The sequence below is a fragment of the Rhizobacter sp. P5_A1 genome, from assembly GCF_056400745.1.
Map to the genome: position 1 here is coordinate 109,966 of NZ_JBFUKR010000012.1, position 23,410 is coordinate 133,375.

Annotated in this window: 24 protein-coding genes; 6 read left to right on the plus strand and 18 right to left on the minus strand. The window is 67.2% G+C overall.

What is annotated here, in order from left to right:
• The first annotated feature begins 76 nt into the window (after window positions 1-76).
• Both AC1DTW_RS15200 and AC1DTW_RS15205 read left to right on the plus strand, forming a co-directional pair.
• A complete protein-coding gene (locus tag AC1DTW_RS15200) occupies window positions 77-1,207 on the plus strand; it encodes a 3-deoxy-7-phosphoheptulonate synthase (protein WP_477982050.1) in 1,131 nt (376 codons plus the stop codon).
• 173 nt (window positions 1,208-1,380) lie between these two features.
• Complete coding sequence (locus AC1DTW_RS15205; protein WP_477982051.1) at window positions 1,381-1,578, plus strand: EF-hand domain-containing protein; 198 nt, start codon at window positions 1,381-1,383, stop codon at window positions 1,576-1,578.
• A 23-nt stretch (window positions 1,579-1,601) separates the two neighbouring features.
• Here the strand turns inward: AC1DTW_RS15205 and AC1DTW_RS15210 are convergent, their stop codons facing one another.
• Window positions 1,602-2,177 (minus strand): cob(I)yrinic acid a,c-diamide adenosyltransferase, encoded by a 576-nt coding sequence (locus AC1DTW_RS15210; protein WP_477982052.1) that lies wholly within the window; start codon window positions 2,175-2,177, stop codon window positions 1,602-1,604.
• A 28-nt stretch (window positions 2,178-2,205) separates the two neighbouring features.
• Complete coding sequence (locus tag AC1DTW_RS15215) at window positions 2,206-2,541, minus strand: YegP family protein (RefSeq protein ID WP_477982053.1); 336 nt, start codon at window positions 2,539-2,541, stop codon at window positions 2,206-2,208.
• A 258-nt stretch (window positions 2,542-2,799) separates the two neighbouring features.
• On the opposite strand from AC1DTW_RS15215, the gene AC1DTW_RS15220 reads away from it, so the two are divergent.
• Entirely contained in the window at window positions 2,800-4,221 is a 1,422-nt protein-coding gene (locus AC1DTW_RS15220) for an FAD-binding oxidoreductase (RefSeq protein ID WP_477982054.1), read from the plus strand.
• A 25-nt stretch (window positions 4,222-4,246) separates the two neighbouring features.
• Here the strand turns inward: AC1DTW_RS15220 and AC1DTW_RS15225 are convergent, their stop codons facing one another.
• The 5 genes from AC1DTW_RS15225 to AC1DTW_RS15245 form a co-directional block, all read right to left on the minus strand.
• Window positions 4,247-5,869, minus strand: a complete 1,623-nt coding sequence (locus tag AC1DTW_RS15225; protein WP_477982055.1) for a SpoVR family protein — start codon at window positions 5,867-5,869, stop codon at window positions 4,247-4,249.
• 13 nt (window positions 5,870-5,882) lie between these two features.
• Window positions 5,883-7,163 carry a YeaH/YhbH family protein gene (locus tag AC1DTW_RS15230; protein ID WP_477982056.1) on the minus strand — a complete coding sequence of 427 codons (1,281 nt, stop codon included), beginning with the start codon at window positions 7,161-7,163 and terminating at the stop codon, window positions 5,883-5,885.
• A 38-nt stretch (window positions 7,164-7,201) separates the two neighbouring features.
• Window positions 7,202-9,124 carry a PrkA family serine protein kinase gene (locus AC1DTW_RS15235; protein WP_477982057.1) on the minus strand — a complete coding sequence of 641 codons (1,923 nt, stop codon included), beginning with the start codon at window positions 9,122-9,124 and terminating at the stop codon, window positions 7,202-7,204.
• Window positions 9,125-9,437: 313 nt separating this feature from the next.
• Window positions 9,438-10,346, minus strand: coding sequence for a ParB/RepB/Spo0J family partition protein (locus AC1DTW_RS15240; RefSeq protein ID WP_477982058.1), 909 nt, complete (start codon window positions 10,344-10,346; stop codon window positions 9,438-9,440).
• Window positions 10,346-10,915 (minus strand): RBBP9/YdeN family alpha/beta hydrolase, encoded by a 570-nt coding sequence (locus AC1DTW_RS15245; protein WP_477982059.1) that lies wholly within the window; start codon window positions 10,913-10,915, stop codon window positions 10,346-10,348. Before AC1DTW_RS15245 ends, AC1DTW_RS15240 begins: the two co-directional genes overlap by 1 nt.
• Before the next feature lie 45 nt (window positions 10,916-10,960).
• Between AC1DTW_RS15245 and argC the strand changes: the two genes are divergently transcribed.
• Window positions 10,961-11,902, plus strand: a complete 942-nt coding sequence (gene argC / locus AC1DTW_RS15250; RefSeq protein ID WP_477982060.1) for an N-acetyl-gamma-glutamyl-phosphate reductase — start codon at window positions 10,961-10,963, stop codon at window positions 11,900-11,902.
• Window positions 11,903-11,919: 17 nt separating this feature from the next.
• Here argC and AC1DTW_RS15255 read toward each other — a convergent pair whose 3' ends face one another.
• The 5 genes from AC1DTW_RS15255 to AC1DTW_RS15275 all read right to left on the minus strand — a co-directional run bounded on the left by AC1DTW_RS15255 (window position 11,920) and on the right by AC1DTW_RS15275 (window position 16,772).
• A complete protein-coding gene (locus tag AC1DTW_RS15255; protein WP_477982061.1) occupies window positions 11,920-12,711 on the minus strand; it encodes a GNAT family N-acetyltransferase in 792 nt (263 codons plus the stop codon).
• A gap of 4 nt (window positions 12,712-12,715) precedes the next feature.
• Entirely contained in the window at window positions 12,716-13,507 is a 792-nt protein-coding gene (locus AC1DTW_RS15260) for a ParA family protein (protein WP_477982062.1), read from the minus strand.
• A gap of 100 nt (window positions 13,508-13,607) precedes the next feature.
• Complete coding sequence (gene rsmG, locus AC1DTW_RS15265) at window positions 13,608-14,261, minus strand: 16S rRNA (guanine(527)-N(7))-methyltransferase RsmG (protein WP_477982063.1); 654 nt, start codon at window positions 14,259-14,261, stop codon at window positions 13,608-13,610.
• 12 nt (window positions 14,262-14,273) lie between these two features.
• Window positions 14,274-16,274: a tRNA uridine-5-carboxymethylaminomethyl(34) synthesis enzyme MnmG gene (mnmG, locus tag AC1DTW_RS15270; protein WP_477982064.1), complete on the minus strand. Its 2,001-nt coding sequence runs from the start codon at window positions 16,272-16,274 to the stop codon at window positions 14,274-14,276.
• 78 nt (window positions 16,275-16,352) lie between these two features.
• The gene (locus AC1DTW_RS15275) at window positions 16,353-16,772 is read right to left on the minus strand and encodes a GNAT family N-acetyltransferase (protein WP_477982065.1); all 420 of its coding nucleotides are present in this window, start codon (window positions 16,770-16,772) and stop codon (window positions 16,353-16,355) included.
• 227 nt (window positions 16,773-16,999) lie between these two features.
• On the opposite strand from AC1DTW_RS15275, the gene AC1DTW_RS15280 reads away from it, so the two are divergent.
• A complete protein-coding gene (locus tag AC1DTW_RS15280; RefSeq protein WP_477982067.1) occupies window positions 17,000-17,332 on the plus strand; it encodes a nuclear transport factor 2 family protein in 333 nt (110 codons plus the stop codon).
• Here AC1DTW_RS15280 and AC1DTW_RS15285 read toward each other — a convergent pair.
• The 5 genes from AC1DTW_RS15285 to AC1DTW_RS15305 form a co-directional block, all read right to left on the minus strand.
• Window positions 17,329-18,501 carry an ABC transporter permease gene (locus tag AC1DTW_RS15285; protein WP_477982068.1) on the minus strand — a complete coding sequence of 391 codons (1,173 nt, stop codon included), beginning with the start codon at window positions 18,499-18,501 and terminating at the stop codon, window positions 17,329-17,331. The genes AC1DTW_RS15280 and AC1DTW_RS15285 overlap by 4 nt on opposite strands.
• A complete protein-coding gene (locus AC1DTW_RS15290; RefSeq protein WP_477982069.1) occupies window positions 18,498-19,301 on the minus strand; it encodes an ABC transporter ATP-binding protein in 804 nt (267 codons plus the stop codon). Before AC1DTW_RS15290 ends, AC1DTW_RS15285 begins: the two co-directional genes overlap by 4 nt.
• A complete protein-coding gene (locus AC1DTW_RS15295) occupies window positions 19,298-20,761 on the minus strand; it encodes an alpha/beta hydrolase (protein WP_477982070.1) in 1,464 nt (487 codons plus the stop codon). Before AC1DTW_RS15295 ends, AC1DTW_RS15290 begins: the two co-directional genes overlap by 4 nt.
• Window positions 20,754-21,122: a glutaredoxin gene (locus tag AC1DTW_RS15300; protein ID WP_477982071.1), complete on the minus strand. Its 369-nt coding sequence runs from the start codon at window positions 21,120-21,122 to the stop codon at window positions 20,754-20,756. The genes AC1DTW_RS15295 and AC1DTW_RS15300 overlap by 8 nt, the downstream gene beginning before the upstream one ends.
• 68 nt (window positions 21,123-21,190) lie before the next feature.
• Window positions 21,191-22,084: a pirin family protein gene (locus AC1DTW_RS15305; RefSeq protein ID WP_477982072.1), complete on the minus strand. Its 894-nt coding sequence runs from the start codon at window positions 22,082-22,084 to the stop codon at window positions 21,191-21,193.
• Window positions 22,085-22,278: 194 nt separating this feature from the next.
• Between AC1DTW_RS15305 and AC1DTW_RS15310 the strand changes: the two genes are divergently transcribed.
• On the plus strand, window positions 22,279-22,656 hold the full coding sequence (locus AC1DTW_RS15310; protein WP_477982073.1) for a hypothetical protein: 378 nt from the start codon (window positions 22,279-22,281) through the stop codon (window positions 22,654-22,656).
• A gap of 4 nt (window positions 22,657-22,660) precedes the next feature.
• Here AC1DTW_RS15310 and AC1DTW_RS15315 read toward each other — a convergent pair whose 3' ends face one another.
• Window positions 22,661-23,395, minus strand: a complete 735-nt coding sequence (locus AC1DTW_RS15315) for an SDR family oxidoreductase (protein ID WP_477982074.1) — start codon at window positions 23,393-23,395, stop codon at window positions 22,661-22,663.
• Between the last annotated feature and the right edge of the window lie 15 nt (window positions 23,396-23,410).

A 23,410-nucleotide genomic window follows, 5' to 3' on the forward strand; every position in this document is an offset into this window, starting at 1 on the left:
CGCAACGATCTCCGAAAACCGCCGGGCTGACCCCCGGCGGTTTTTTTTCGACCTTCACTTCTTGGAGCCTCTCGCGATGACGACGACCAAATCCAGCACTGCCGCCAGCGAGGGTTGGTATGCGCACAGCGAGCGCACCAGCCAGACCGACGACCAGCGGATCAAGGACGTGATGCCGCTGCCGCCGCCGGAGCACCTGATCCGGTTCTTCCCGATCGCCGGCACGCCCGTCGAGACGCTGATCGGCGACACGCGCCAGGCGATCCGCCGCATCATGCAGAAGAAGGACGACCGGCTGCTCGTGATCATGGGGCCGTGCTCGATCCACGACCCGGTTGCGGCGATCGAGTACGCGCGCAAGCTGAAGCTGCAGCGCGAGAAGTACAAGGACACGCTCGAGGTCGTGATGCGCGTCTACTTCGAGAAGCCGCGCACGACGGTCGGCTGGAAGGGCCTGATCAACGACCCCTACCTCGACGAGACCTACCGCATCGACGAGGGCCTGCGCATCGCGCGCCAGTTGCTCCTCGAGATCAACCGCGCCGGGATGCCGGCCGGCAGCGAGTTCCTCGACGTGATCTCGCCGCAGTACATCGGCGATCTGATCTCGTGGGGTGCGATCGGCGCGCGCACGACCGAAAGCCAGGTGCACCGCGAACTGGCGTCGGGGCTGTCGGCACCGATCGGCTTCAAGAACGGCACCGACGGCAATATCCGGATCGCAATCGACGCGATCCAGGCCGCGGCGCGGCCGCACCACTTTCTCTCGGTGCACAAGAACGGCCAGGTCGCGATCGTCGAGACGCGTGGCAACAAGGACTGCCACGTGATCCTGCGCGGCGGCAAGACGCCGAACTACGACGCCGCGCACGTCGCCGCGGCCTGCAAGGAGATCGAGGCGGCGAAGCTCGATTGCACGCTGATGGTCGACTGCAGTCACGCCAACAGCAGCAAGCAGCATGAACGCCAGGTCGATGTGGCGCGCGACGTCGCGGCCCAGATGAAGGCCGGCAGCCGCTGCATCTTCGGCGTGATGGTCGAGAGCCACCTGCATGCCGGCGCGCAGAAGTTCAGCGCCGGCAAGGACGATCCGGGCAAGCTCGAGTACGGCAAGAGCATCACCGACGCCTGCCTCGGTTGGGATCACTCGCTCGAGGTGCTGGAGGTGCTCAGCCAAGCCGTGAAGGCCCGCGCAGCCGCGAGGTAACCGGCGTAAGGGCGCGCAAACGCGCTGGCAGGCCGGGCGCCGAGCGGGTCCAATCGGATCGGTTTCACGCCCCGGGGCATCGGATGGTTCAGAACTTGGTTTGGCTGCGGCGCTGCGGTCGAGTCGCACTGGTCGCCTGCGCACTCGCGGAAGCGTTGCCGGCGGCGGCGGAGATGTCGGCCACCGATCGTGAGGCGATCGAGGCCGCGTTCGCGCGCGCCGACAGCAACGGCGACGGCAAGCTCTCGCGCGACGAGTCGCAGCGCTTCCCCGAGATCGCTGCGCGTTTCGACGAGCTCGACACGAACCGTGACGGCTTCCTGTCGCTGGCCGAGTTCGCGGTCGGTGCGACGCCGCCGGTCAAGCAGTAGCGCGGGTCGGCACCGGCGCCACGTCACTTGTCTTCGCGCGCGAGCCGCTCGCTGTGCCAGTAGACGTCGTCGCCGCCGAGGCCGTCGAGGTTCGCGCGGTTCAGCACGCGCGCGAGCACGAACAGCAGATCGGACAGACGATTCAGGTAGTGGCGCGGCTCGGCGCGCACCGCGTCGACCGCGGTCAGCGCCACCACTGCGCGCTCGGCACGGCGAGCGATCGTGCGGCCGACGTGCGCGAGCGCCGCGCTGCGCGTGCCGGCCGGCAGGATGAACTCCTTCAGCCGCGGCAGCGTGGCGTTGTAGTGCGCCAGCGCTTCGTCGAGCCGCAACACCGCTTCGGCCTTCAGCAGCTCGTAGCCGGGAATCGACAGCTCGCCGCCGAGGTTGAACAGCTCATGCTGGATCACGACGAGCAACTCGCGCACGTCGTCGGGCAGCGGTTCGGCGAGCAGCAGGCCGAGTTGCGAGTTCAGTTCGTCGACATCGCCCATCGCCTGCACGCGCAGGTGGTCCTTGGGAACGCGGGTGCCGTCGCCGAGCCCGGTGGTGCCGTCGTCGCCGGTGCGGGTCGCGATCTGCGTGAGTCGATTGGCCATGCGCCAATGCTAGCGCGCCGCCGGACGGTCAGAGCGTCAGGTCGATCGTCGGCGCGAAAGGCGCGTTCCTGGCGACGGATGCAATGCCGGTCTCCAGCGCCGCGAGCGATGCGTACGTCTGGCTGCGACCGATGACCTGGCCGTTGGCGGCTTTCAGCGTGAAGTGCGGCCGGTCCTGCGTCGAGTTCAGGCGCTCGAAGCGTTCGCCGAGGGTTGCGTTGACGCGGACCGATTCGATGCCCTGCAACGCGCCGGCCTTGGCTTCGTACGGCTGACTGGTCAGCACGATGGCGCCGTTGTCGGCCTTCAGGTTGAACATGAACTTGTCGTTGCTGGTCTTGCTGACTTCGAACTTGCCGCTCATCGCATTGCTCCGGGAGTGTTTCAGGACGCCGTACCGGCCGAGCGATTCTCGACATCGCGTGCGCGCGGTAAAGCACGCCGGCGGGCCTCGCGTGGCAACGCGCACCGCGCCGTTGTGTACGGGCGCCACGGGCTTGTCCGCTCGAGAAGTACGACCAGCCCTCGACCCTTGCGGCGCGCGGGTCGGCCGCACTGGCCAGCGGCCGCAGCCTTGGCACAATCGCGTCAGGCCGCCGCTTGCGCGGCCATGGAGACCGAGATGAACGCACCGCTGCCCGCCCACCTGCTGCCACGCCTGGAGCCGCGCCCGGTTCCGGCCGCGATGCTCGAAGCGCTTCAGGCGCACTTCGGCGCCCGCTGCTCGACCGCGCTCGTGGTGCGCGAACAGCACGGCCGCGACGAATCGCCGATCGATGCCCCGCCGCCCGAGGCGGTCGTGTACTGCGAAAGCACCGAAGACGTCGCCGCGGTCGTCAAGCTCGCCGACCAGTACGCGGTGCCGGTGATCCCGTTCGGCGTCGGCTCGTCGCTCGAAGGACATCTGCTGGCGGTGCAGGGCGGCGTCAGCATCGACCTGTCACGCATGAACAAGATCATCGCGGTGCAGGCCGAGGACCTGACCGTCACTGTGCAGGCCGGCGTCACGCGGATGCAGCTGAACAACGAGATTCGCCACACGGGGCTCTTCTTCCCGATCGACCCCGGCGCCGATGCGAGCGTGGGCGGCATGAGCGCGACACGCGCGAGCGGCACGAACGCGGTACGTTACGGCACGATGCGCGAGAACGTGCTCGGGCTGACGGTCGTCACCGCGGGCGGCGACGTGATCCACACCGGCACGCGTGCGCGCAAGTCATCGGCGGGCTACGACCTGACGCGGCTGATGGTCGGCAGCGAAGGCACACTGGGCGTGATGACCGAGATCACGCTGCGGCTGTACCCGCTCCCCGAGGCGATCTCGGCGGCGACCTGCACCTTCCCGAGCATCGATGCGGCCGTGCGCACGACGATCCAGATCATCCAGATGGGCATTCCGATCGCGCGCTGCGAACTGCTCGATGTGCATGCGGTGCGCGCGGTGAACCGGCACGACAAGCTCACGCTGCCGGAGGCGCCGATGCTGCTGATGGAATTCCACGGCAGCACCGCGAGCGTTGCCGAGCAGGCCGCGAGCGTGCAGGAAATCGCGAGCGAGTTCGGCGGCGCCGGCTTCGAGTGGGCGACGACGCCGGAAGAACGCACCCGGCTCTGGACCGCCCGCCACCATGCCTATTTCGCTGGGCTGCAACTCAAGGCCGGCAGCCGCACCGTGACGACCGACACCTGCGTGCCGATCTCGCGCCTGGCCGAGTGCGTGACGCAGGCGTCCGATGACGCCACAGCCGCCGGCATGACGCACTACATCGTCGGCCACGTCGGCGATGGCAACTTCCACATCGCCTACCTCGTCGACCCGAACGTGCCGAGCGAGCGCGAGACCGCCGAGCGCCTGAACCGCGATGTGGTGCAGCGCGCCATCGACGCGCAGGGCACTTGCAGTGGCGAGCACGGCATCGGGCTGCACAAGATGGACTTTCTGGTCACCGAAGCCGGTGCCGGCGCGGTCGAGATGATGCGCACGCTGAAGCGGGCACTCGACCCGAAGAACATCATGAACCCGGGCAAGATCTTCGTGATCTGACACGCCGCGTCCGCGGCGCGTCAGATCACGGGTGCACGGGTGCCGGCACCGACAGGCTCTGCTGGCTCGTTCCGGTCGCGTCGACGCTGTCGAGGTGCACGCCGAAGCCCCACAGCCGCGCGACATGCTTCAGCACTTCGTGCGCGCTGTCGTGCAGCGGCCGGTTGTTGTGCCGCGTGTGGCGCAACGTCAACGAGCGGTCACCGCGCAGGTTCACGTTCCAGACCTGGATGTCGGGCTCGCGTGAGCTGAGGTCGTATTGATGCGAGAGCGCCTCGCGCAGGCGCCTGAAACCCGAGGGATCGTGGATCGCCGAAACGGTCAGGTTCTCGGCGTTTTCGTCGTCGAGGATCGCGAACAGCCGCATGTCGCGCATCAGCTTCGGCGACAGGTACTGGCCGATGAAGCTTTCGTCCTTGAAGTTGCGCATCGCATGATCGAGCGTCGGCAGCCAGGGCTTGCCGGCGAAATTCGGGAACCACTCGCGGTCTTCGTCGGTCGGGTTCTCGCAGATGCGCTTGATGTCGGTGAACATCGCGAAGCCCAGCGCGTACGGGTTGATGCCGCTGTAGGCGCGGTGCCCGACCGGCGGCTGATACACGACGTTGGTATGCGACTTCAGCCACTCGATCATCACGCCGTCGGTCAGGTAGCCGTCGTCGTACATCGTGTTCAGCAGGTGGTGGTGCCAGAACGTGGCCCAGCCCTCGTTCATCACCTGTGTCTGGCGCTGCGGGTAGAAGTACTGCGCGATCTTGCGCACGATGCGTACGATCTCGCGCTGCCATGGCTCGAGCAGCGGCGCATTCTTCTCGATGAAGTACAGGATGTTCTCCTGCAACTCGGCGGGAAAGCGCTTCGTGTCGACCGCGTCGTCGGCCTTCTCGGGTTTCTTCGGCAAGGTGCGCCAGATGTCGTTGACCTGCGATTGCGCATGTTCGAGCCGATCCTTGCGGCGTTCGAGTTCCTCGGCGAACGAGAGCTTGCTCGGCCGGCGATAGCGGTCGACGCCGTAGTTCTGCAGCGCATGGCAGCTGTCGAGCAGCTCCTCGACCGGGCCGAGACCGTGGCGCTCTTCGCACTCGGCGATGTAGTTCTTCGAGTAGACGAGGTAGTCGATGATCGACGACGCATCGGTCCACAGCTTGAACAGGTAGTTGCCCTTGAAGAAGCTGTTGTGGCCATAAGCGGCGTGCGCGATCACCAGCGCCTGCATTGCGGTGGTGTTTTCCTCCATCAGGTAGGCGATGCAGGGGTCGGAGTTGATGACGATCTCGTACGCCAGCCCCATGTGGCCGCGCTTGTAGTTCTTCTCGTTGGCGATGAACTCCTTGCCGTAGCTCCAGTGGCGGTAGTTCACCGGCATGCCGACCGAGGCATACGCGTCCATCATCTGCTCGGCGGTGATGATCTCGAGCTGGTTCGGGTAGGTATCGAGGCCGAAGCGCTGCGCGGTCGCGCGGATCGCCTCGTGGTATTGCTCGATCAGTTCGAAGGTCCAGTCGCTCGGGTCGGGCAGCGGCGCGGCCGGGCGCGGGCCGGGTGGGCGCGGGGCCTGCAACGGGCCGCTCTCGGCTTTGCGGCGGTCGCGCGGATACGGTGCCGGCGCCTCGACACTGACCCGGCGCTCGCCTGGGAAGCTGCTCATGGTGTGTGCTCCTTCATGCGGCCGCGCCTTCCTTCTTGAAGAGCTCGCGGAACACCGGATAGATCTGCGAGGCCTGCGTCACCTTGCGCATCGCAAAGTGCGGCTGACTGCTCTGGACCCGGGTGTATTCCTCCCACAGGTTCTGCTCTTCCTCGGCGACCTGCACGTAGGCGAAGTAACGGCACACCGGCAGCAGGTTCTCGGTCAGCAGCTCGCGGCAGCGGCCGCTGTCGTGGTGCCAGTTGTCGCCGTCGCTGGCCTGGGCGCCGTAGATGTTCCATTCGGTCGGCGAGTAGCGCGCCTTGATGATCTCGTCCATCAGCACCAGCGCACTCGAGACGACCGTGCCGCCGGTCTCGCGGGCGTGGAAGAAATCTTCCTCGCTGACCTCTTGCGCCTGCGTATGGTGGCGGATGAAGACCAGATCGATCTTGTCGTAGTGGCGCGTCAGGAACAGATACAGCAAGATGAAGAAGCGCTTCGACAGCTCCTTGCGCGCCTCGTCCATCGAGCCGGAGACGTCCATCAGGCAGAACATCACTGCCTTCGTCGTCGGCACCGGCACACGCACGCGGCTGCGAAAGCGCAGGTCGATCGGATCGAGGTAGGGGATGCGCTCGAGACGGGCGCGAAGCGCATCGATCTTCAGTTGCAGCACGTCGCGCTGCGCATCGCGCAGTGCGCTCGCCGGTTCGGCAAGCACCGCTTCGAGCTGCTCTTCGAGCTCGCGCAATTCGCTGCGCGAGACCGCGCCGATCGCGAGCCGCCGGCCGATCGCGCCGCGCATCGAACGCACGACGCTGAGGTTGCTCGGCGTGCCGTCGCTGACGAAGCCGGCGCGATGACTCTTCCATTCGGGCGTCTCGGCGAGCTGGGTCTGCGTCATGCGCGGCAGGGCCAGATCGTCGAAGAAGATCTGCATGAACTCTTCTTTGGTCAGGTGGAAGACGAAGTCGTCCTCGCCCTCGCCCGAGTCGCTGGCCTCGCCCTTGCCGCTGCCCTTGCCGCTGCCGCCCTTGGGCCGCTCGATCTGATCGCCGGCGACGTACTCCTGGTTGCCCGGGTGAACCATCTCGCGGGTGCCACCGGGGCCGTGGCCGAACACCGGCTCGTTGATGTCCTTCTTCGGGATGCGGATGTCTTCGCCGCGCTCCATGTCGCGAATGCCGCGACCATCGACCGCGCGCCGTACCGCGTCGCGCACCTGGGCGTGGTGGCGGCGCAGGAAGCGCTCGCGGTTGCCGATCGACTTGTTCTTTCCCGCGAGGCGCCGATCGATGATCTGCTGAAGCATTCCGACTCCGATCTCTGGATACTGCTGCGGCGCTCGGCTCAGCTGCTCTTGCGCACTCGGAGGTACCACTCGCACAGCAGGCGCACCTGCTTCGCGGTGTAGCCCTTCTCGACCATCCGATTGACGAAGTTCTCGTGTTTCTTCGCCTCGTCGGCGCTGGCCTTCGCGTTGAAGCTGATCACCGGCAGCAACTCCTCGGTGTTGCTGAACATCTTCTTCTCGATCACGGTGCGCAGCTTCTCGTAGCTGGTCCAGAGCGGGTTCTTGCCGGCGTTGTTGGCGCGTGCGCGCAGCACGAAGTTGACGATCTCGTTGCGGAAGTCCTTCGGGTTGCTGATGCCCGCCGGTTTCTCGATCTTCTCGAGTTCGGCGTTCAACGACGAGCGGTCGAAGACCTCACCGGTGTCGGTATCGCGGTATTCCTGATCCTGGATCCAGTAGTCGGCGTAGGTCACGTAGCGGTCGAAGATGTTCTGGCCGTACTCGCTGTAGCTCTCGAGGTAAGCGGTCTGGATCTCCTTGCCGATGAACTCGGCATAGCGCGCCGACAGGTGCTCCTTGATGAAGCCGAGGTATTTCTGCTCGAGCTCGGCCGGGAACTGCTCGCGCTCGATCTGCTGCTCGAGCACGTACATCAGGTGGACCGGGTTCGCGGCCACCTCGGCCGGGTCGAAGTTGAAGACCTTCGACAGGATCTTGAACGCGAAGCGCGTCGACACGCCGCTCATGCCTTCGTCGACCCCGGCGTAGTCGCGGTATTCCTGATAGCTCTTCGCGCGCGGGTCGGTGTCTTTGAGGTTCTCGCCGTCGTAGATCAGCATCTTCGAATACAGCGACGAGTTCTCGGGCTCCTTCAGGCGCGTCAGCATCGCGAACTGGCTCATCATCTTCAGGGTGCCCGGGGCGCACTTGGCCTCGGCGAGCGACGAGTTGCGCAGCAGCTTCTCGTAGATCTTGACCTCTTCGCCGACGCGCAGGCAGTACGGGATCTTGACGATGTAGATGCGGTCGAGGAAGGCCTCGTTGTTCTTGTTGTTGCGGAAGGTCTTCCACTCGCTCTCGTTGCTGTGCGCCAGCACGATGCCGTCGAACGGGATCGCGCCGAAGCCTTCGGTGCCCTTGAAGTTGCCTTCCTGCGTGGCTGTCAGCAGCGGGTGGAGCACCTTGATCGGCGCCTTGAACATCTCGACGAACTCGAGCAGGCCCTGGTTCGCCAGGCACAGGCCGCCGGAGAAGCTGTAGGCGTCGGGGTCGTCCTGCGCGAAGGTCTCGAGCTTGCGGATATCGACCTTGCCGACGAGTGCCGAGATGTCCTGGTTGTTCTCGTCACCCGGCTCGGTCTTGGACACGCCAACCTGCTTGAGCACGCTCGGGTGGCGCTTGACGACCTTGAACTTGCGGATGTCGCCGCCGAACTCCTCGAGTCGCTTCACGGCCCACGGGCTCATGATGCGACTGAGATAGCGCACCGGAATGCCGTATTCCTTTTCGAGCAGCGGGCCGTCTTCGAGCGCATCGAACAGACCCAGCGGCGACTCGTTCACGGGCGAACCCTTGATCGCGTAGAACGGCACCTGCTCCATCAGCAACTTCAGCCGCTCGGCGATCGAGCTCTTGCCACCGCCGACCGGCCCGAGCAGGTAAAGGATTTGCTTCTTTTCCTCGAGGCCTTGCGCCGCGTGGCGGAAGTACGAGACGACCTGTTCGATCGCGTCTTCCATGCCGTAGAACTCGGCGAACGCAGGATAGATCTTGATGACCTTGTTCGCGAACAGGCGCGACATGCGCGGGTCGTTGCGCGTGTCGACCATCTTCGGTTCGCCGATCGCCTTGAGCATGCGCTCGGCGGCGGTCGCGTACGCAATCGGGTTGCGTTTGCACTCGGCGAGGTATTCCTCGATCGAGAGTTCTTCTTCGCGACTGCGCTCGAAGCGGGCGGCAAAGTTGCTGATCACATCCATGCTGATCTCCTGTGCGGGGCAAGGAGACGTTGAACGCGCATGTGCTTCGCTTTCAACGTCTGGGGAAGTTCTGATGACACCCGGTGGGGCGCCATCAGAGCTTTCCGTCGTCAGCGGATCGAGTGATTCAAGCTTCGTTCATTCTGCGCCAGTCGGTCCTTCGAGTACAAGGTTCAAGGCCGCCCAATTCAGCGGCAGTCCAACAGCATCAACTGCATCGGAATTCGTTTAGCAAACAACGTGCCGATGATGTGTCGGTTGACCTCGATGTGTTGAAGACTGTGCGCGCATGCATGAAGTTCCGCCGCTGGCTTCAGCGTTGCGCGAGCCCGAGCTTGTCGAGCAGGCCGTTCAACTCGTCGAGAGAACCGAAGGCGATCGCGACCTCGCCCTGTTCGCCGCGCTTGGTGCGCTTCTTGACGCGAATCTCGACCGCCGCTGTCAGTGCATCTGACAATTCCTGCTCGATGCGCTGCAGATCGCGCGGCTTCTCGTGCTTCGCGCGCAGCAGCGGCGCTTGCCGCCCCGAGCTCGCGCTCGCGCGCGCGACGAGCTTCTCGGCCTCGCGCACCGAGAGTTTCTTCGCGACGATCTCGGTGGCGTTCAGGATCTGCTGCGCACCTTCGAGCGGCAGCAATGCACGTGCATGGCCCATGTCGATGTCGCCCGCCATCAGCATCTGTTGCACCGGTTCGGTCAGGTTCAACAAGCGCAACAGATTGCTCGCGGCGCTGCGCGAGCGTCCCACGGCCTGCGCGGCCATCTCGTGCGTCAGCCCGAACTCGTCGGTCAAGCGCTTCAGACCCTGCGCTTCCTCGAGCGGATTCAGGTCTTCGCGCTGGATGTTCTCGATCAGCGCCATCGCGGCCGCCGATTCGTCCGGTACGTCCTTCACGAGCACCGGCACTTCGTCGAGACCCGCGAGCCTTGCGGCCCGCATGCGACGTTCACCTGCAATGATCTCGAAGCGATCGCCGGCGACCGGGCGCACCAGGATCGGCTGCATCACACCCTGCGCCTTGATGCTCTCGGCGAGCTCGTACAGCGAGCCTTCGTCCATGCGCGTGCGCGGCTGGTACTTGCCAGGCTGCAGCTGCGTGAGCTTCAGGACATGCGGCGCTCCATCGTTCGCGGCCGCGGGCATGTCGCCGGGTTCCTTGACGCGGGGGCCGAGCAGCGCTTCCAGGCCGAGGCCGAGGCCTTTGGGTTTCTTGGTGACCATCAGACGATTGTCTGCGATCGGCCCAGCAGCTCCCGCAGCAGCAGCCAGCCCTGAGGCCAGTCGCCGAGCCCGGCTTCGCCATTGATGTGGCCGCGCGCGCCGATGTCGAACGCCGCACTGCCCCAGTCGAGCGCGATTTGCTCGGCGCGCTCGGGAGCACAGAACGGGTCGTCGGTGCTGATCACGGCCAGGCTCGCGAACGGCAGAGGCGCGCGCGCGATCGGCCGCCAGTTGAACAGGTTCGGCGGCATGTCGGCGCGCTCGGTGTCCGGCAGCGCGACCAGCAACGCGGCCCGCACACGCGACACATGGCGCGAGTGCGCGGCCCATGCGGCGACGAGCTGGCAGCCCAGGCTGTGCGCGATCAACACGGCGGGGCGATCCGATTCGAGCAGGACTTCATCGAGTCGCGCCATCCAGTCGCCGCGCTTCGGCCAGAGCCAGTCGTCCTGCTCGACGCGCCGACAGCCGTGCAGCGCTTCCCAGCGACTCTGCCAGTGCGGCGCGCCGGAGTTGAGCCAACCCGGCAACAGCAGCAGGCGCACGGCCTCGAAGTCGTCGTTCGTCATCAGAGTGGTTTATCCTTGCCGGCTGTTTGGACGAGAGGATCGGTGATGGTGACGCTTGCGTTTGTTGACGGCCAGGAAGGTACGACCGGCCTGCGCATTCACGAGTATCTCGCGCAGCGCGACGACATCGAGGTGCTGCGCATCGCGGCCGACAAGCGCAAGGATGCGGCAGAGCGCGCGCGCCTGCTGAATGCCGCCGATGTCGCATTCCTGTGCCTGCCCGACGCGGCCGCCAGGGAAGCCGCCGCGCTCGTGACGAACCCGAGGACCTGCCTGATCGACGCGAGCACCGCGCATCGCACGGCGCCGGACTGGGTCTTCGGCCTGCCTGAGCTGGCGCCGAGCCAGCGAGCACTGCTGCGCGCCTCCAAGCGCATCTCCAACCCCGGTTGCCATGCGTCGGCCTTCATTCTTTTGTTGCGCCCGCTGGTCGACGCCGGCCTGGTGTCCGCGGAGTTGCCGATTTCGGCCAGTTCGATCACCGGTTACTCGGGCGGCGGCAAGAAGATGATCGAGCAGTACGAGGCCGGCGGCGACCCGCGGCTCGATTCGCCGCGGCCTTACGCGCTTGGCCTGGCTCACAAGCACGTGCCGGAAATGACTGCGCACACGGGCTTGATCACGCGGCCGATCTTCATGCCGATCGTCGGCAAGTTCTACAAGGGATTGTCTGTAAGCGTGCCCTTACATCTTTCTGAATTGAAGGCCGGTACCACACCGAAAGGCATCCAGGCCGTCTTTGAGCAGCGTTATGCCGGCGAGCGTTTCATCCGGGTGATGCCATTGCGCGATCCCGCCGCACTGGCCGACGGCTACTTCGATGTACAGGCTTGCAACGACACGAATCGTGTCGACATCTTCGTGTTCGCGAACGAGACACAGGTGATTCTGACGGCGCGGCTCGACAACCTGGGCAAAGGGGCGAGCGGCGCGGCGGTGCAATCGATGAACGTGCACCTCGGGCTCGACGAAGGCAAGGGCCTCTGACGCGCCTGTCGAAGTCGTCAGGCGGCCGACGGGTCCCGCGTACGGTAGTGGTACGCATAGCCATCGTCGAAGCCGAGCCGTCGATAGACCGCACGCGCCGCGTGATTGTCGGCCCCGACCTGCAGATAGGCGTTGCGCGCGCCGCGTGACCGGGCCTGCGCCAGCAGGTGCCGGCACAGCATCCCGGCGAGACCTCGTCCACGCGCCGACGGCGCGGTGAACACATCGTAGAGCCCGACCACGTCGCCTTCGAGCGCGAACTGTGCGCAGGCCAATGACTCGCCATCGATCCGGAGCTCGAACGCAGAAAACGGCACTGGTGAATTCAGCAGCCGCTCGGCATGCGCCTGGCGCTGTGCCAGCGGAGAGCCGCGGAAGGCGCCGACGCGTTGCGCGAAGGCTTCGAGGCTGATTGCCCGGATCGACGGGTCGCTGCCGCTCGGCGATGCGTCGGCATCGGGGAGACCGGACGACACCATCACGCGGGTATCGTCGAAGCGCCGCAGCCCCTGTTGTTCGAGCAGGCCGTCGAGCGCGGTCGGCAATGTGAATGGCGTGATGCGGACGATCAGCGGCAGCTGGGCGTGCTCGAACACCTGCGCACATGCCGCCAGCCGATCTGCGACCGGCAGGCGGCCGGCAGCGACCGCGTTGACGCAGCGCGCCCGCTTCGCCTTGCCGGGCGAGAAGCGCACGAGCCAGCCATCGAGCCAGCGTTGCTGGGGCGGGGCGCTGGCGTTCAGCCCGGCATCTTCGATGCGCGACAGCAGTCTTGCATCGAAAGCCGGGTTCAACGGCTCGCCGGCCATCGGTTCAGGCCGCCGCCGCGACAGCGGCCGGCGCGCCGAGGCGCTCCGACATTTCCTTCGCGAACTCGACGAACGCGAGCGCACCTTTCGAGGCAGGGTCGAACACGACGCCGGGCAGGCCATAGCTCGGTGCCTCGGCCAACCGCACGTTGCGCGGGATCACGGTGTTGAACACCTTGTCGCCGAAGTGCGCCTTGAGCTGCTCGCTGACCTGTTGTTGCAGCGTGATGCGGGGATCGAACATCACCCGCAGCAGGCCGATGATCTCCAGATCGGGGTTCAGGTTTGCGTGCACCTGCTTGATCGTGTTGACCAGGTCGCTCAAGCCTTCGAGCGCGAAATACTCGCACTGCATCGGCACAACGACGCCGTGCGCGCTGCACAGCCCATTGAGCGTCAACAGGCTCAGCGACGGCGGGCAATCGATCAGAACGAAGTCGTAATCGGCGTCGACCGCCTGCAGGGCGCCCTTCAATCGCTTGTTGCGCCGCTCCAGCTCGACCAGCTCGACTTCGGCGCCGGCCAGCTCGCGGTTCGCGCCCAGTACGTCGTAACCGGCCTTGGTGCGCAGTTGACGCGCCTCGACGATCGAGGCGTTCTCGAGCAGCACGTCGTAGACCGTCAGGTCCAGCGCGCGCTTGTCGACGCCCGAACCCATCGTCGCGTTGCCCTGCGGGTCGAGGTCGACGACCAGCACCCGCCTGCCGATCTGCGCGAGACCGGCTGCGAGATTCACCGTGGTGGTGGTCTTGCCGACGCCGCCCTTTTGGTTGGCAATGCAGAAGATTCTGGCCATGAACGCTCGAAGGGTTGGGGAAGAGGGCGAGAACAGGGCTCGAAAGTGCCCCGGCGCCGCCTGAATTATAGGGAGCGACGCCGCCGCGCCGCGGTCGGAATCAGCGCTTCGGGCGCATCCAGATCAGGCAGCGCTCGGCGTCCAGGCCCGGAACCGTCAGCTGTTCCACGTGGAACAATTCGACATCGGCCGGCAATTCCGCCAGCTCCTCGGCAGGCGATTTGCCCTTCATCGCCATCCAGATTCCGTTGGCGGCGAGATGGCGGCGGGTCAGCGCGCTGAAGTCGGCCAGCGACGCGAACGCCCGCGAGACGATCACATCGAATGGGGCCGCCTTGAGCTGTTCGACCCGCGCGTGCTCCGCGTGCAGATTGCGCAGCCGCAGTTCACCGGCGACCTGCTGGATGAACGCGGCCTTTTTGCCGACGCTGTCGACGCAGGTGACGTTGATGCCCGGACGCATGATGGCGATCACGACCCCCGGCAGGCCGCCGCCGCTGCCGACATCGAGCAGGCGGCCGGCTTCGAGCCGCTGGCCCAGCGGCTCGATCACCGCAAGGCAGTCCGCGAGGTGCTGGATCAACATCTGCTCGGGTTCGCGCACCGAGGTCAGGTTGTAGGTCGCGTTCCAGCGCTGCAGCAGCGCGACATGGCCGAGCAGGGCGTCGAGCTGTGCGTTGCCGACATCGCGAAGCGCGAGCCGCTCGATCAGGGTCTTTAGCGCCGGTCGCAGCGCTTCGATCGCGGATTCCATCCTCACCGCGACTCAATGAACCGGCGTTGCGTCGGTGCCGGCGGGCAGGGGCGCGAACCCCTTGAACCGACCCTTCTTCAGGTGAACCAGCAGCAGCGAGATCGCGGCCGGCGTGATTCCGGACAGGCGCGAGGCCTGTCCCAGGGTCTCCGGTCGATGCTGACTCAGCTTTTGTCGTGCTTCGAACGACAGCGCGGTCACCTGTGCATAGTCGAGCTCGTCCGGCAAGCGCAACGCTTCGTACGACACGGCGCGCTCGACATCGCGGTTCTGCTTGTCGATGTAGCCGGCGTACTTGATGCTGATCTGTGTCTGATCGATCACTGCATCGGCGAGCGACACACCAAGCTCGCCATGCAAGGTTTCACGTGAAACAGCGACGTCGGGCCGGGCGATCGCTGCGACCTCGGCGACGGCGTCGAAATCAACATCGGGGCGCTTCAGCAGTTCGGCGAGACTGTATTCATGCTCGATCGGCGCGCCGAGCAACCGCAATGCATCAGCGGCCGGCAGCGCGCTCGCGTGCACCCAGGTCGATTTCATCCGTTCCATCTCGCGCGTCAACGCGTCGCGCTTGCGGTTGAACGCCGCCCAGCGCACGTCGTCCACCAACCCCATCGCGCGGCCGGAGTCGGTCAGCCGAAGGTCGGCATTGTCTTCGCGCAGCTGCAGCCGGAACTCGGCGCGGCTCGTGAACATCCGATACGGCTCAGTCACGCCCTTCGTGATCAGGTCGTCGACCAGCACGCCGAGGTAGGCCTGATCGCGGCGTGGCAGCCACGCTGCGAGGCCCTGCGCCTGGCGCGCGGCATTGGCGCCGGCGAACAGGCCCTGCGCGGCCGCTTCTTCATAGCCGGTCGTGCCATTGATCTGCCCGGCGAAGAACAGGCCGCCGATCGAGCGCGTCTCGAAGCTCGCCTTCAGCTCGCGCGGATCGAAGTAGTCGTACTCGATCGCGTAGCCGGGCCGCAGGATGTAGGCGTCCGCGAGACCGACCATGCTGCGCACGGCGGCCAGCTGCACATCGAAGGGCAGGGAGGTCGAAATGCCGTTCGGGTAGAACTCGTGCGTCGTCAGGCCCTCGGGCTCGAGGAAGATCTGGTGCGAGTCCTTGTCCTTGAATCGATTGACCTTGTCCTCGATGCTCGGGCAGTAGCGCGGCCCGACGCCGTCGATCAGACCGGTGAACATCGGGCTGCGGTCGAAGCCGGCACGAATGATCTCGTGCGTGCGCTCGTTGGTGTGCGTGATCCAGCACGGCAGCTGGCGCGGGTGCTGCGACGCATCGCCGAGGAAGCTGAATACCGGCATCGGCTCGGTCGCGGGCGAGCCGTCGGCCTGGGGGACGCCGTCACCCGGCTGCTCGGTCAAGAGGCTGAAGTCGATCGAGCGGCCGTCGAGCCGCGGCGGCGTGCCGGTCTTCAAGCGCCCTTGCGGAAGCTTCAACTCCTTCAGTCGTGCCGATAACGCGACTGCCGGCGGATCGCCGGCGCGGCCGGCGCTGTGGCTCTGCAGCCCGACGTGGATCTTTCCGTCGAGGAAAGTGCCGGCCGTCAGCACCACCGCACGCGCCCTGAAGCGAATGCCCACTTGCGTGACGGCGCCCGCAATTCGGTCACCCTCGAGGATCAGATCGTCGCAGGCCCCTTGAAACAGCCAGAGGTTCGGCTGATTTTCCAATCGGCGCCGGATCGCCGCCTTGTAGAGGATGCGATCCGCCTGTGCCCGGGTCGCGCGCACCGCCGGGCCCTTCGAGCCGTTCAGGATTCGGAACTGGATGCCGGCTTCGTCGGTCGCCGCGGCCATCGCGCCGCCGAGCGCGTCGACCTCCTTGACGAGGTGCCCCTTGCCGATGCCGCCGATCGACGGGTTGCAGCTCATCTGGCCCAGCGTCTCGATGTTGTGCGTCAGCAGCAGCGTGGCCGCACCGATGCGCGCCGAGGCCAGCGCGGCCTCGGTGCCGGCGTGGCCGCCGCCGACCACGATCACATCGAATTCCTTCGGGAACAACATCGCTCGCCTGCTTTTTGAGCAAAGCGGAATTGTAGGCAGTGGCCGACGGCACGTCGTCGCAAAGGGCGAAGCCCGCGCTCAGCCTTGTCGGAGCATCTCTGTGTGGTCGATGCCGTCTTCCAGGTAGGGCGCGCCGACCGGCGCGAAACCGAGCTCGGCGTAAAAGCGCTCGAGCCGTGTCTGCGCCGAGATGCGGATGCCGTGGCCCGGGAATGCGGCCGTGCACTGCGCGATCGATCGCCGCATCAGCTCGCGGCCGAGCCCGGTGCTGCGTGAGAAGCCGGTGGTGAGCACACGGCCGATCGATGGTTCGGCGTATTTGCAGCCCGGCTCGAGGATCCGCGCATAGGCCAGCGGCAGCGCACGGTCGGTCGGCGATGGCCATGCGGCGAGATGGAGCGCACGCTCGTCGAAGCCGTCCGCATCGAGGTACGCACAGGCCTGCTCGACCGCGAACACCAGTTGGCGCGCGCGATAGATCGCCTGCAACTCGTACACGCTCAGTTCAGCGAAACGGCAGCAGCGCCAGGTCGGAGGAAGCGAAGGGTCCGTATTCATCCCGCAATGATCGTGGATTCGCAGGGGCTGTCGGGCGCCGCAGGGGCCGCGAGATTTTGCAAAGGTTCACTTTCGTCGAGGACGCGCGAGCGCAGTCGCTCGCAGAATTCCGACGGCGTGCCCCGATCCCGCACGAACGACAACCCGCAGCCCACGGAGCCGTTCCCTTGAATTCGTACCCTTCGCTGCCGGCGCCCATTGCCGCGCTGGTCGACGCCGTGAACCGTGGTGACACGGCCGCGTTCCTGGCCCTCTTCGTGGGCGACGCTGTCGTCGACGATGGGGGCCGGCGCTTCGAAGGTCTGGCCGCGATCCGTGCCTGGAGCGACGCGGAGTTCATTGGCGCGAACGGCCGCATGACGGTTACCACAAGCGCGCAGCACGGCGATATCGTGACGTTCGAGGCCGACTGGCGCAGCGACTTGCACGGCGGCGCGAGCCGCTTTCTCTTCGTTCTCGAAGGCGATCGGGTGCGCGAGATGCGCATCCCGGCACGCTAGCGTACCGCGGCGCTGCGCAAGGTCCGCGCGACGAACCAGACGCCGCCGACCGCGAGCAGCGCGCACACCGTCAGCGGTATCGCGAGCTGCTCGGCCGCCAATGCCTCGCCCTTCAGCACATGCGTCATCAACACGTTCTGCGCCAGCGCCGGCACCCACAGATACCACGGTGACTCTTCGCCGAGGCTGAACACGTTGATCAGCGGCAGCAGCGAGGCCGCGAGCATCACGAGCGTCGTGCTGGCCTGCGCCTCCTTGAAGCTCTTGCAGCGGATCGCCACCGCCATCAGCAGCGCCGACGCGGCTGCCGCGAACGGCAGCAGCACCGCCAGGAACAGCAGCGCCTCGCGCACGCCGTACTGGAACATCGCCGCCAGCGTGTCGCTGCGCAGCAGCCACTGGCCCGGCAGGAAGCTGAAGCAGGCCAGCACCGCGATCAGCATGCCGACGCTGGCCACCGCGCCCCATTTGCCGAGGACGAGCACCCAGCGCTCGGTCGGGTTCATCAGCAGCGGTTCGAGCGAGCCGCGCTCGCGTTCGCCGGCGGTCGTGTCGAGCGCGGCGTTCAGCGCGCCGGCCAGCACTGCCATCAACACGAAGAACGGCAGCATGCCGGTGATCTGCGTCGCGCGCGTCTGCGAGCTCGCGAGATCGCGTTCCGCGACGCGCATCGCCTCCAGTGCGTCGGGCGAAATGCCGCGCAGCGCCAGGGTCAAGGTCGCGCGCTCGCGGCCGAAGGCTTCGAGCAGCCGCGCGACGCGCCCGGCGCTGGCCTGCGAGCGCTGGTTCGCGCTGTCGGAGACGAGCTCGACGATCGGTGCGTCGCCGCGCACCAACGCAGCCTCGAAATCCCGCGGCACGAGGACGACCGCGTCGGTCAGCTTCGCCTTGCGCAGCAGCTGCTCGTAGTCGGCCGGCGCCGGCTTCACGGTGTAGGTCTGGCGCTCGAAGAAGTTCGTCAGCGTCGGTGCCTGCGCGATGCCGGCGACGACGACCTCGCGGCGCTCGGCGCTGGCCTCCAGCGTCGCGACCAGCGCCGAGATCGCCAGCAGCACCAGCGGCCCCATCAGCACCGACGACGCGAGCACCGTCAGCAGCGTGCGGCGGTCGCGCAGCGCGTCGACGATCTCCTTCGCGAAGACCGTGACGATGGCTTGCAGGCGCGTCATGTGGCGAGCCCTTCGCGTTGCTGCGTTTCGGTGAACGCGAGCTTCACAAAGGCCTCCTCGAAGTCGTCTTCGCCGGTCTGCGCGAGCAACTCGGCGACGGTGCCGCTTGCGACACTGCGGCCCTGTGCGACGACGACGACGCCGTCGCACAGCCGCTCGACCTCCTGCATGATGTGCGTCGAGAACACGATGCACTTCGCGCCGCCTTCGGGTGTGCGCAGCCAGCGCAGGCTGTCGCGCAGCGCACGCGTCGCGAGCACGTCGAGGCCGTTGGTCGGCTCGTCGAGGATGATGTTGGCCGGGTCATGCACGAGCGCGCGGGCAAGCGCGGTCTTCATCCGTTCGCCCTGGCTGAAGCCGTCGGTGCGGCGGTCGAGCAGCGCGCGCATCTCGAACATCTGCGCGAGCTGCTCGGCGCGCGCGTTCGCGGCGTCGCGCGCCATGCCCTGCAGCCGTCCGTAGTAGACGATGTTCTCGCGCGCGGTCAGGCGCGGGTACAAGCCGCGCGCATCCGAGAGCACGCCCATGCGCGCGAGCGCGGCGCGCGGCTGGCTCGCGACGTCGATGCCGTCGACGTGCATGCGGCCCGCATCCGCCGGGATCAGCCCGGCGAGCATGCGCAGCGTCGTCGTCTTGCCGGCGCCGTTCGGGCCGAGCAGGCCGGTGATGCGGCCGTCGGGCGCGTGCAGATTCACGTCGCGCACCGCCCGCACGACGCGCGGCGGGTTGCGCTTCAACGCCGACTTCGTGCCGCCGCCGGGCGCGCTGAAGGCCTTTGCAAGGCGTTCGATCGTGATCACTTCGAGTCTCCCGCGGCGAGCTCGATCGGCTTGAACACGCCCGGGCGCGGGATGGCCTTCAGGCAGCTCGCGTCGATCGAGGTCGCATCGCGGTCGTCGGTCGCGTCGATGAAGCGGTACAGCAGGTCGCGCGCGCAGCCGATGCCGAGCACGCTGTGGCCGGCGTTCGGCACGATCACGTGCTGTGCGGTCGGTCCGAGCGCCTGCGCGACGCGCGCGCCGTGGCGCGGCGGTGTGGCCGGGTCGAGGCCGCCGCTGAGCAGCAGGGTCGGCGTGCGCGACGGCGCGATCGTGTAGAACGCGGGCGGCACGGCGCCGCGCGGCCAGTCGGCGCAAGCGCGCCGGTACAGCGTCGCGAACGCGCTGCCGAAATCGGCGCCGGGCGTGTCATGCGCGTTCGCGAGCAGCGGCGCGTCTTCGGCACAGACGACCGAGAAGTGCATGCCCGTCGCGACTTGCATGCCGCGGCGCGAGCCGAGCAGCGAACCCATGCCGACAAGGGCCTCGTAGCGCCCGCCGGCGGCCGCATGGATCGCGGCCGGCAGCGCCGCCGCCGTCGCCGCGCCGTACAGAGCCCCACGCACCGCGCCGAGCACCATCTCGCGCGTCAGCATGAACTGCTCGGGCGCGCCCGAAAGCGGATGCGGCGCGCTTGCCGGCTTCGGCAGGCTCGCGAGCAGCGTGGCCCACTCGGCGCGCAAGGTCGGGTAGCTCGCGCGGCACTCGGGCTGCTGCTCGCAGGCACCGAGCAGCGCATCGAACGCGGCCTGGCCGTCTGTCGAGAAACTCGCCGGCAGAATCATGTCGGGCGGCGCGACCGAATCGAGCACCGCGCGCCGCACCGCGTTCGGGAACTGGCGCATGTACTCGAGCACCGCGCGCGTGCCGTACGAGATGCCGACGAGATCGATCTGCGGCGCGTCGAGCTGGCGGCGCACGGCGTCGAGATCCTGCATCGCCAGCGTCGTCGTGAAGAAGCCGAGGTCGGTGGGCGCCTTGATGTACGGGCGCCGCAGCAGCTCGGCCCGGCACTGCTGCAGCTGCCTGAGCTGCTGCTCGATGCCGGCCTGCTCGGCGAGCGCCTCGTGCTTCGGGTCGGCGCAGGTCAGCGGCGCGCTCTGGCCGGTGCCACGCTGGTCGACGAAGACGATGTCACGGCGGTTGTTGAGCCGGCCGAACAGCGGCATCGTCTGCGGCGCGACCTCGATCGCGCTCTGGCCCGGCCCGCCGGCGATCAGGAAGACCGGGTCGGGCAGCTTGCGCCGGGCCATCGCCGGCACGACGACGTAATGCACGTCGATGCTCGGGCCGTCGGGCCGAGCGGGGTCGAGCGCGCGCGTCACGACCCCGCACTTGACACTGTTGCGCAGCCCGGCGACACGGCAGTCGCTGAGTGCCTGAGCGCTTGCGGCGCCGGTGCTCGCAACCAGCGCGAGCACCAGCAGAAGGCGCCTACTCACCGAGCAGGCGCTTGATCTCGCCGCTCTTGATCAGCCGCTCCAGTTCCTGCGCGCCACCGATCAGTTGGCCTTTCACGAAGACCATCGGGAAGGTCGGCCAGCCGCTCCACATCTTCAGCGCGCCGCGCGGCCGCCACTCGCTGAAGTAGCTGCCGTAGCCGAGGTAGTGGAAGGCGATCTCGGCCTCGCCGAGAAGCCGGCGGGCGCGGCGGCAGAACGGGTTGCCGGCCATGCCGACGACCAGCACCGGGTTCGACAGCGAAGCCGCCTGCACGTTGTGCACGATGTCGGCATGCAGGTTCGCGACCTCGTCGCGGACTGCGGGGTGCAGGCGGGATTCGCCCAGGGTCTGGCGGGGCATCGGTCTCGGCCTCCGGGGGTGCGGAAAGCCGAGAGCCTATCTCATGATGACATCGGCCCGAAGATGAATCAGGTCGCCAGCGCCCCGCCTCGGAAGTCGGCCACTGCCTGGTGGATCTCGGCGGTCGTGTTCATCACGAACGGGCCGTACTGCGCGATCGGCTCGTTCAGCGGCGCGCCCGCGACCAGCAGCACGCGCGCGTCGGTATCGGCACGCAGGCGCACGCCGTCGGCCGCGGCGTCGTTCGTCAGGATCGCCATGCGCTCGCTGTCGACCCGCGCCGACGCGCCTTCACCGATCGTCACGACGCCGCCGCCGTAGACGTACGCGAACGCGTTGTGACCCGCCGGGATCACGGCGTCGAACGACTGGCCGGCCGGCAGCGCGATGTCGAGCACCAACGGCTCGGTCGTCGGCCGCTGCACCGCGCCGGCGACGCCGAGCACCTGACCGGCGATCACGCGCAGCCGCACGCCGCCGGCGAGATCGACGACGGGCACGCCGGCTGGCGGCACGTCGCGGTACGCGGGCGCCGTCATCTTGTCCTTCGCGGCGAGATTGACCCAGAGCTGGAAGCCGGCCATCCGGCCTTCCTGCTGCTCGGGCATCTCGGAGTGGATGATGCCGCGGCCCGCGGTCATCCATTGCACGCTGCCGGGCTCGAGCAGGCCGACGTTGCCGACGCTGTCCTGGTGCCGCATGCGCCCCTCGAGCATGATCGTCACGGTCTCGAAGCCGCGGTGCGGGTGGCTCGGGAAGCCGCCGATGTAGTCGCTCGCGGCGTCGCTGCCGAAGGCGTCGAGCATCAGGAACGGGTCGAGGCGCTTTTGCAGCGGTTGCGTCAGCACGCGCGTCAGCTTGACGCCGTCGCCATCGGACGTGGGCTGACCGCGCACGAGCCGCTCGACCTGGCGCGAGCGCTGGATGGAGGAAGTGGAGGACAGGGCAGTGGTGGTGTTCATGCAGTCAATGTAGTGCCGCCGTCGAGCTGTGACAGGCGGGGCGACTGCATGCAGCCTTCAAAGCGCTTGAACGTGCTCGAGCGCAGGTCCGAGCGGGGGGTGCCGCGACGCGGTGTAATGACGTCAGCCGACTTCCGACGAACGACCCACCGATGAAGCCCCATGACAACCCCGCCCGACGCTCCCTCGCTGACGTGAAACGGGCGGTATGGCGACCGGGCATCGCGCTGCTCGCGCTGCTGGCGTTCGGCCAGTCGTCGGCCGCGCCGGCGCAGTGGCCCGCAGCAGGGCGTCACGTGGCCGAGCTCTGCGTCGCGACGCTGCCGAAGGCGCCGAGCTGCGGCCCGGCCCAGATCGATCTGCGCCCCGACGGCACGCTGCGCGTGCGCATCGACGACATCGTCTACACCTTGCAGCTGCGCAGCAGCCAGGTCGATGTGGTCGTGATGCACAACGTCGTGCAGATCGACGAGTTCAGCGTGCCTTACGAGTGGGTCGGCGACACGCTGCAGTTCGTCGACGACGACCGGAACTCGCGCTACGAGCTGCGCTTCACGCGGCCCCGGCGCTGAATGGTCACCAGCGTTCCATGTAGGGGCGCAGGTCGAGTTCGAAGGTCCACGCGTCGCGCGGCTGCCGGTGCAGATGCCAGTAGTTCTCGGCGATGTGCTCGGGGTTCAGGATGCCGTCCTGCGCCTTCAGCGCATAGCGCTCGGGGAAGTTGCTGCGGATGAACTCGGTGTCGATCGCGCCGTCGACGACGACATGCGCCACATGGATGCCCTGCGGCCCGAGCTCGCGCGCCATGCTCTGCGCGAGCGCGCGCAGCGCGTGCTTCGCACCGGCGAATGCGGCGAAGTTCGCGGCACCGCGCAGCCCCGCGGTCGCGCCGGTGAAGATGATCGTGCCGCGGCCGCGCGCGACCATGCGCTTCGCGACCTCGCGCCCGTTCAGGAAGCCGCCGAAGCACGCCATCTCCCAGATCTTGAAGTACTTGCGCGCGGTCTCCTCGAGCACGCTGCAGGGCACGTTCGCGCCGATGTTGAACACCAGCACTTCGATCGGCCCGATCTCGCGTTCGATGCGCTCGACCAGCGCGACGACCTCGTCTTCCTTGCGCGCGTCGGAGGCGAAGCCGTGCGCCTGGCCGCCGGCCTCGCGAATGCTCTGCAGCAGCGGTTCGAGCTTGTCGGCCTCGCGCCGCGTGACGCACGCGGTGTAGCCGCCGGCCGCGAAGCGCTTCGCGATCGTGCCGCCGGTCGCGTCCCCGGCGCCGATCACCAGTGCCACCTCGTTCGGGTTCGTCGCCATCGGCTGCCGTCCTTT

Excerpts from the sequence above, each read along its gene's own strand:
- AC1DTW_RS15245 (WP_477982059.1), bottom strand. The coding sequence starts at position 10,915 with ATGACGAACGACGACTTCGAGGCCGTGCGCCTGCTGCTGTTGCCGGGT.
- AC1DTW_RS15255 (WP_477982061.1), bottom strand. The coding sequence starts at position 12,711 with ATGGCCGGCGAGCCGTTGAACCCGGCTTTCGATGCAAGACTGCTGTCG.
- mnmG (WP_477982064.1), bottom strand. The coding sequence starts at position 16,274 with ATGTTGTTCCCGAAGGAATTCGATGTGATCGTGGTCGGCGGCGGCCAC.
- AC1DTW_RS15315 (WP_477982074.1), bottom strand. The coding sequence starts at position 23,395 with ATGGCGACGAACCCGAACGAGGTGGCACTGGTGATCGGCGCCGGGGAC.
- AC1DTW_RS15305 (WP_477982072.1), bottom strand. The coding sequence starts at position 22,084 with ATGAACACCACCACTGCCCTGTCCTCCACTTCCTCCATCCAGCGCTCG.
- AC1DTW_RS15220 (WP_477982054.1), top strand. The coding sequence starts at position 2,800 with ATGAACGCACCGCTGCCCGCCCACCTGCTGCCACGCCTGGAGCCGCGC.
- AC1DTW_RS15225 (WP_477982055.1), bottom strand. The coding sequence starts at position 5,869 with ATGAGCAGCTTCCCAGGCGAGCGCCGGGTCAGTGTCGAGGCGCCGGCA.
- AC1DTW_RS15260 (WP_477982062.1), bottom strand. The coding sequence starts at position 13,507 with ATGGCCAGAATCTTCTGCATTGCCAACCAAAAGGGCGGCGTCGGCAAG.
- AC1DTW_RS15230 (WP_477982056.1), bottom strand. The coding sequence starts at position 7,163 with ATGCTTCAGCAGATCATCGATCGGCGCCTCGCGGGAAAGAACAAGTCG.
- rsmG (WP_477982063.1), bottom strand. The coding sequence starts at position 14,261 with ATGGAATCCGCGATCGAAGCGCTGCGACCGGCGCTAAAGACCCTGATC.
- AC1DTW_RS15285 (WP_477982068.1), bottom strand. The coding sequence starts at position 18,501 with ATGACGCGCCTGCAAGCCATCGTCACGGTCTTCGCGAAGGAGATCGTC.
- argC (WP_477982060.1), top strand. The coding sequence starts at position 10,961 with ATGGTGACGCTTGCGTTTGTTGACGGCCAGGAAGGTACGACCGGCCTG.
- AC1DTW_RS15215 (WP_477982053.1), bottom strand. The coding sequence starts at position 2,541 with ATGAGCGGCAAGTTCGAAGTCAGCAAGACCAGCAACGACAAGTTCATG.
- AC1DTW_RS15240 (WP_477982058.1), bottom strand. The coding sequence starts at position 10,346 with ATGGTCACCAAGAAACCCAAAGGCCTCGGCCTCGGCCTGGAAGCGCTG.
- AC1DTW_RS15210 (WP_477982052.1), bottom strand. The coding sequence starts at position 2,177 with ATGGCCAATCGACTCACGCAGATCGCGACCCGCACCGGCGACGACGGC.
- AC1DTW_RS15205 (WP_477982051.1), top strand. The coding sequence starts at position 1,381 with ATGTCGGCCACCGATCGTGAGGCGATCGAGGCCGCGTTCGCGCGCGCC.
- AC1DTW_RS15235 (WP_477982057.1), bottom strand. The coding sequence starts at position 9,124 with ATGGATGTGATCAGCAACTTTGCCGCCCGCTTCGAGCGCAGTCGCGAA.
- AC1DTW_RS15300 (WP_477982071.1), bottom strand. The coding sequence starts at position 21,122 with ATGCCCCGCCAGACCCTGGGCGAATCCCGCCTGCACCCCGCAGTCCGC.
- AC1DTW_RS15200 (WP_477982050.1), top strand. The coding sequence starts at position 77 with ATGACGACGACCAAATCCAGCACTGCCGCCAGCGAGGGTTGGTATGCG.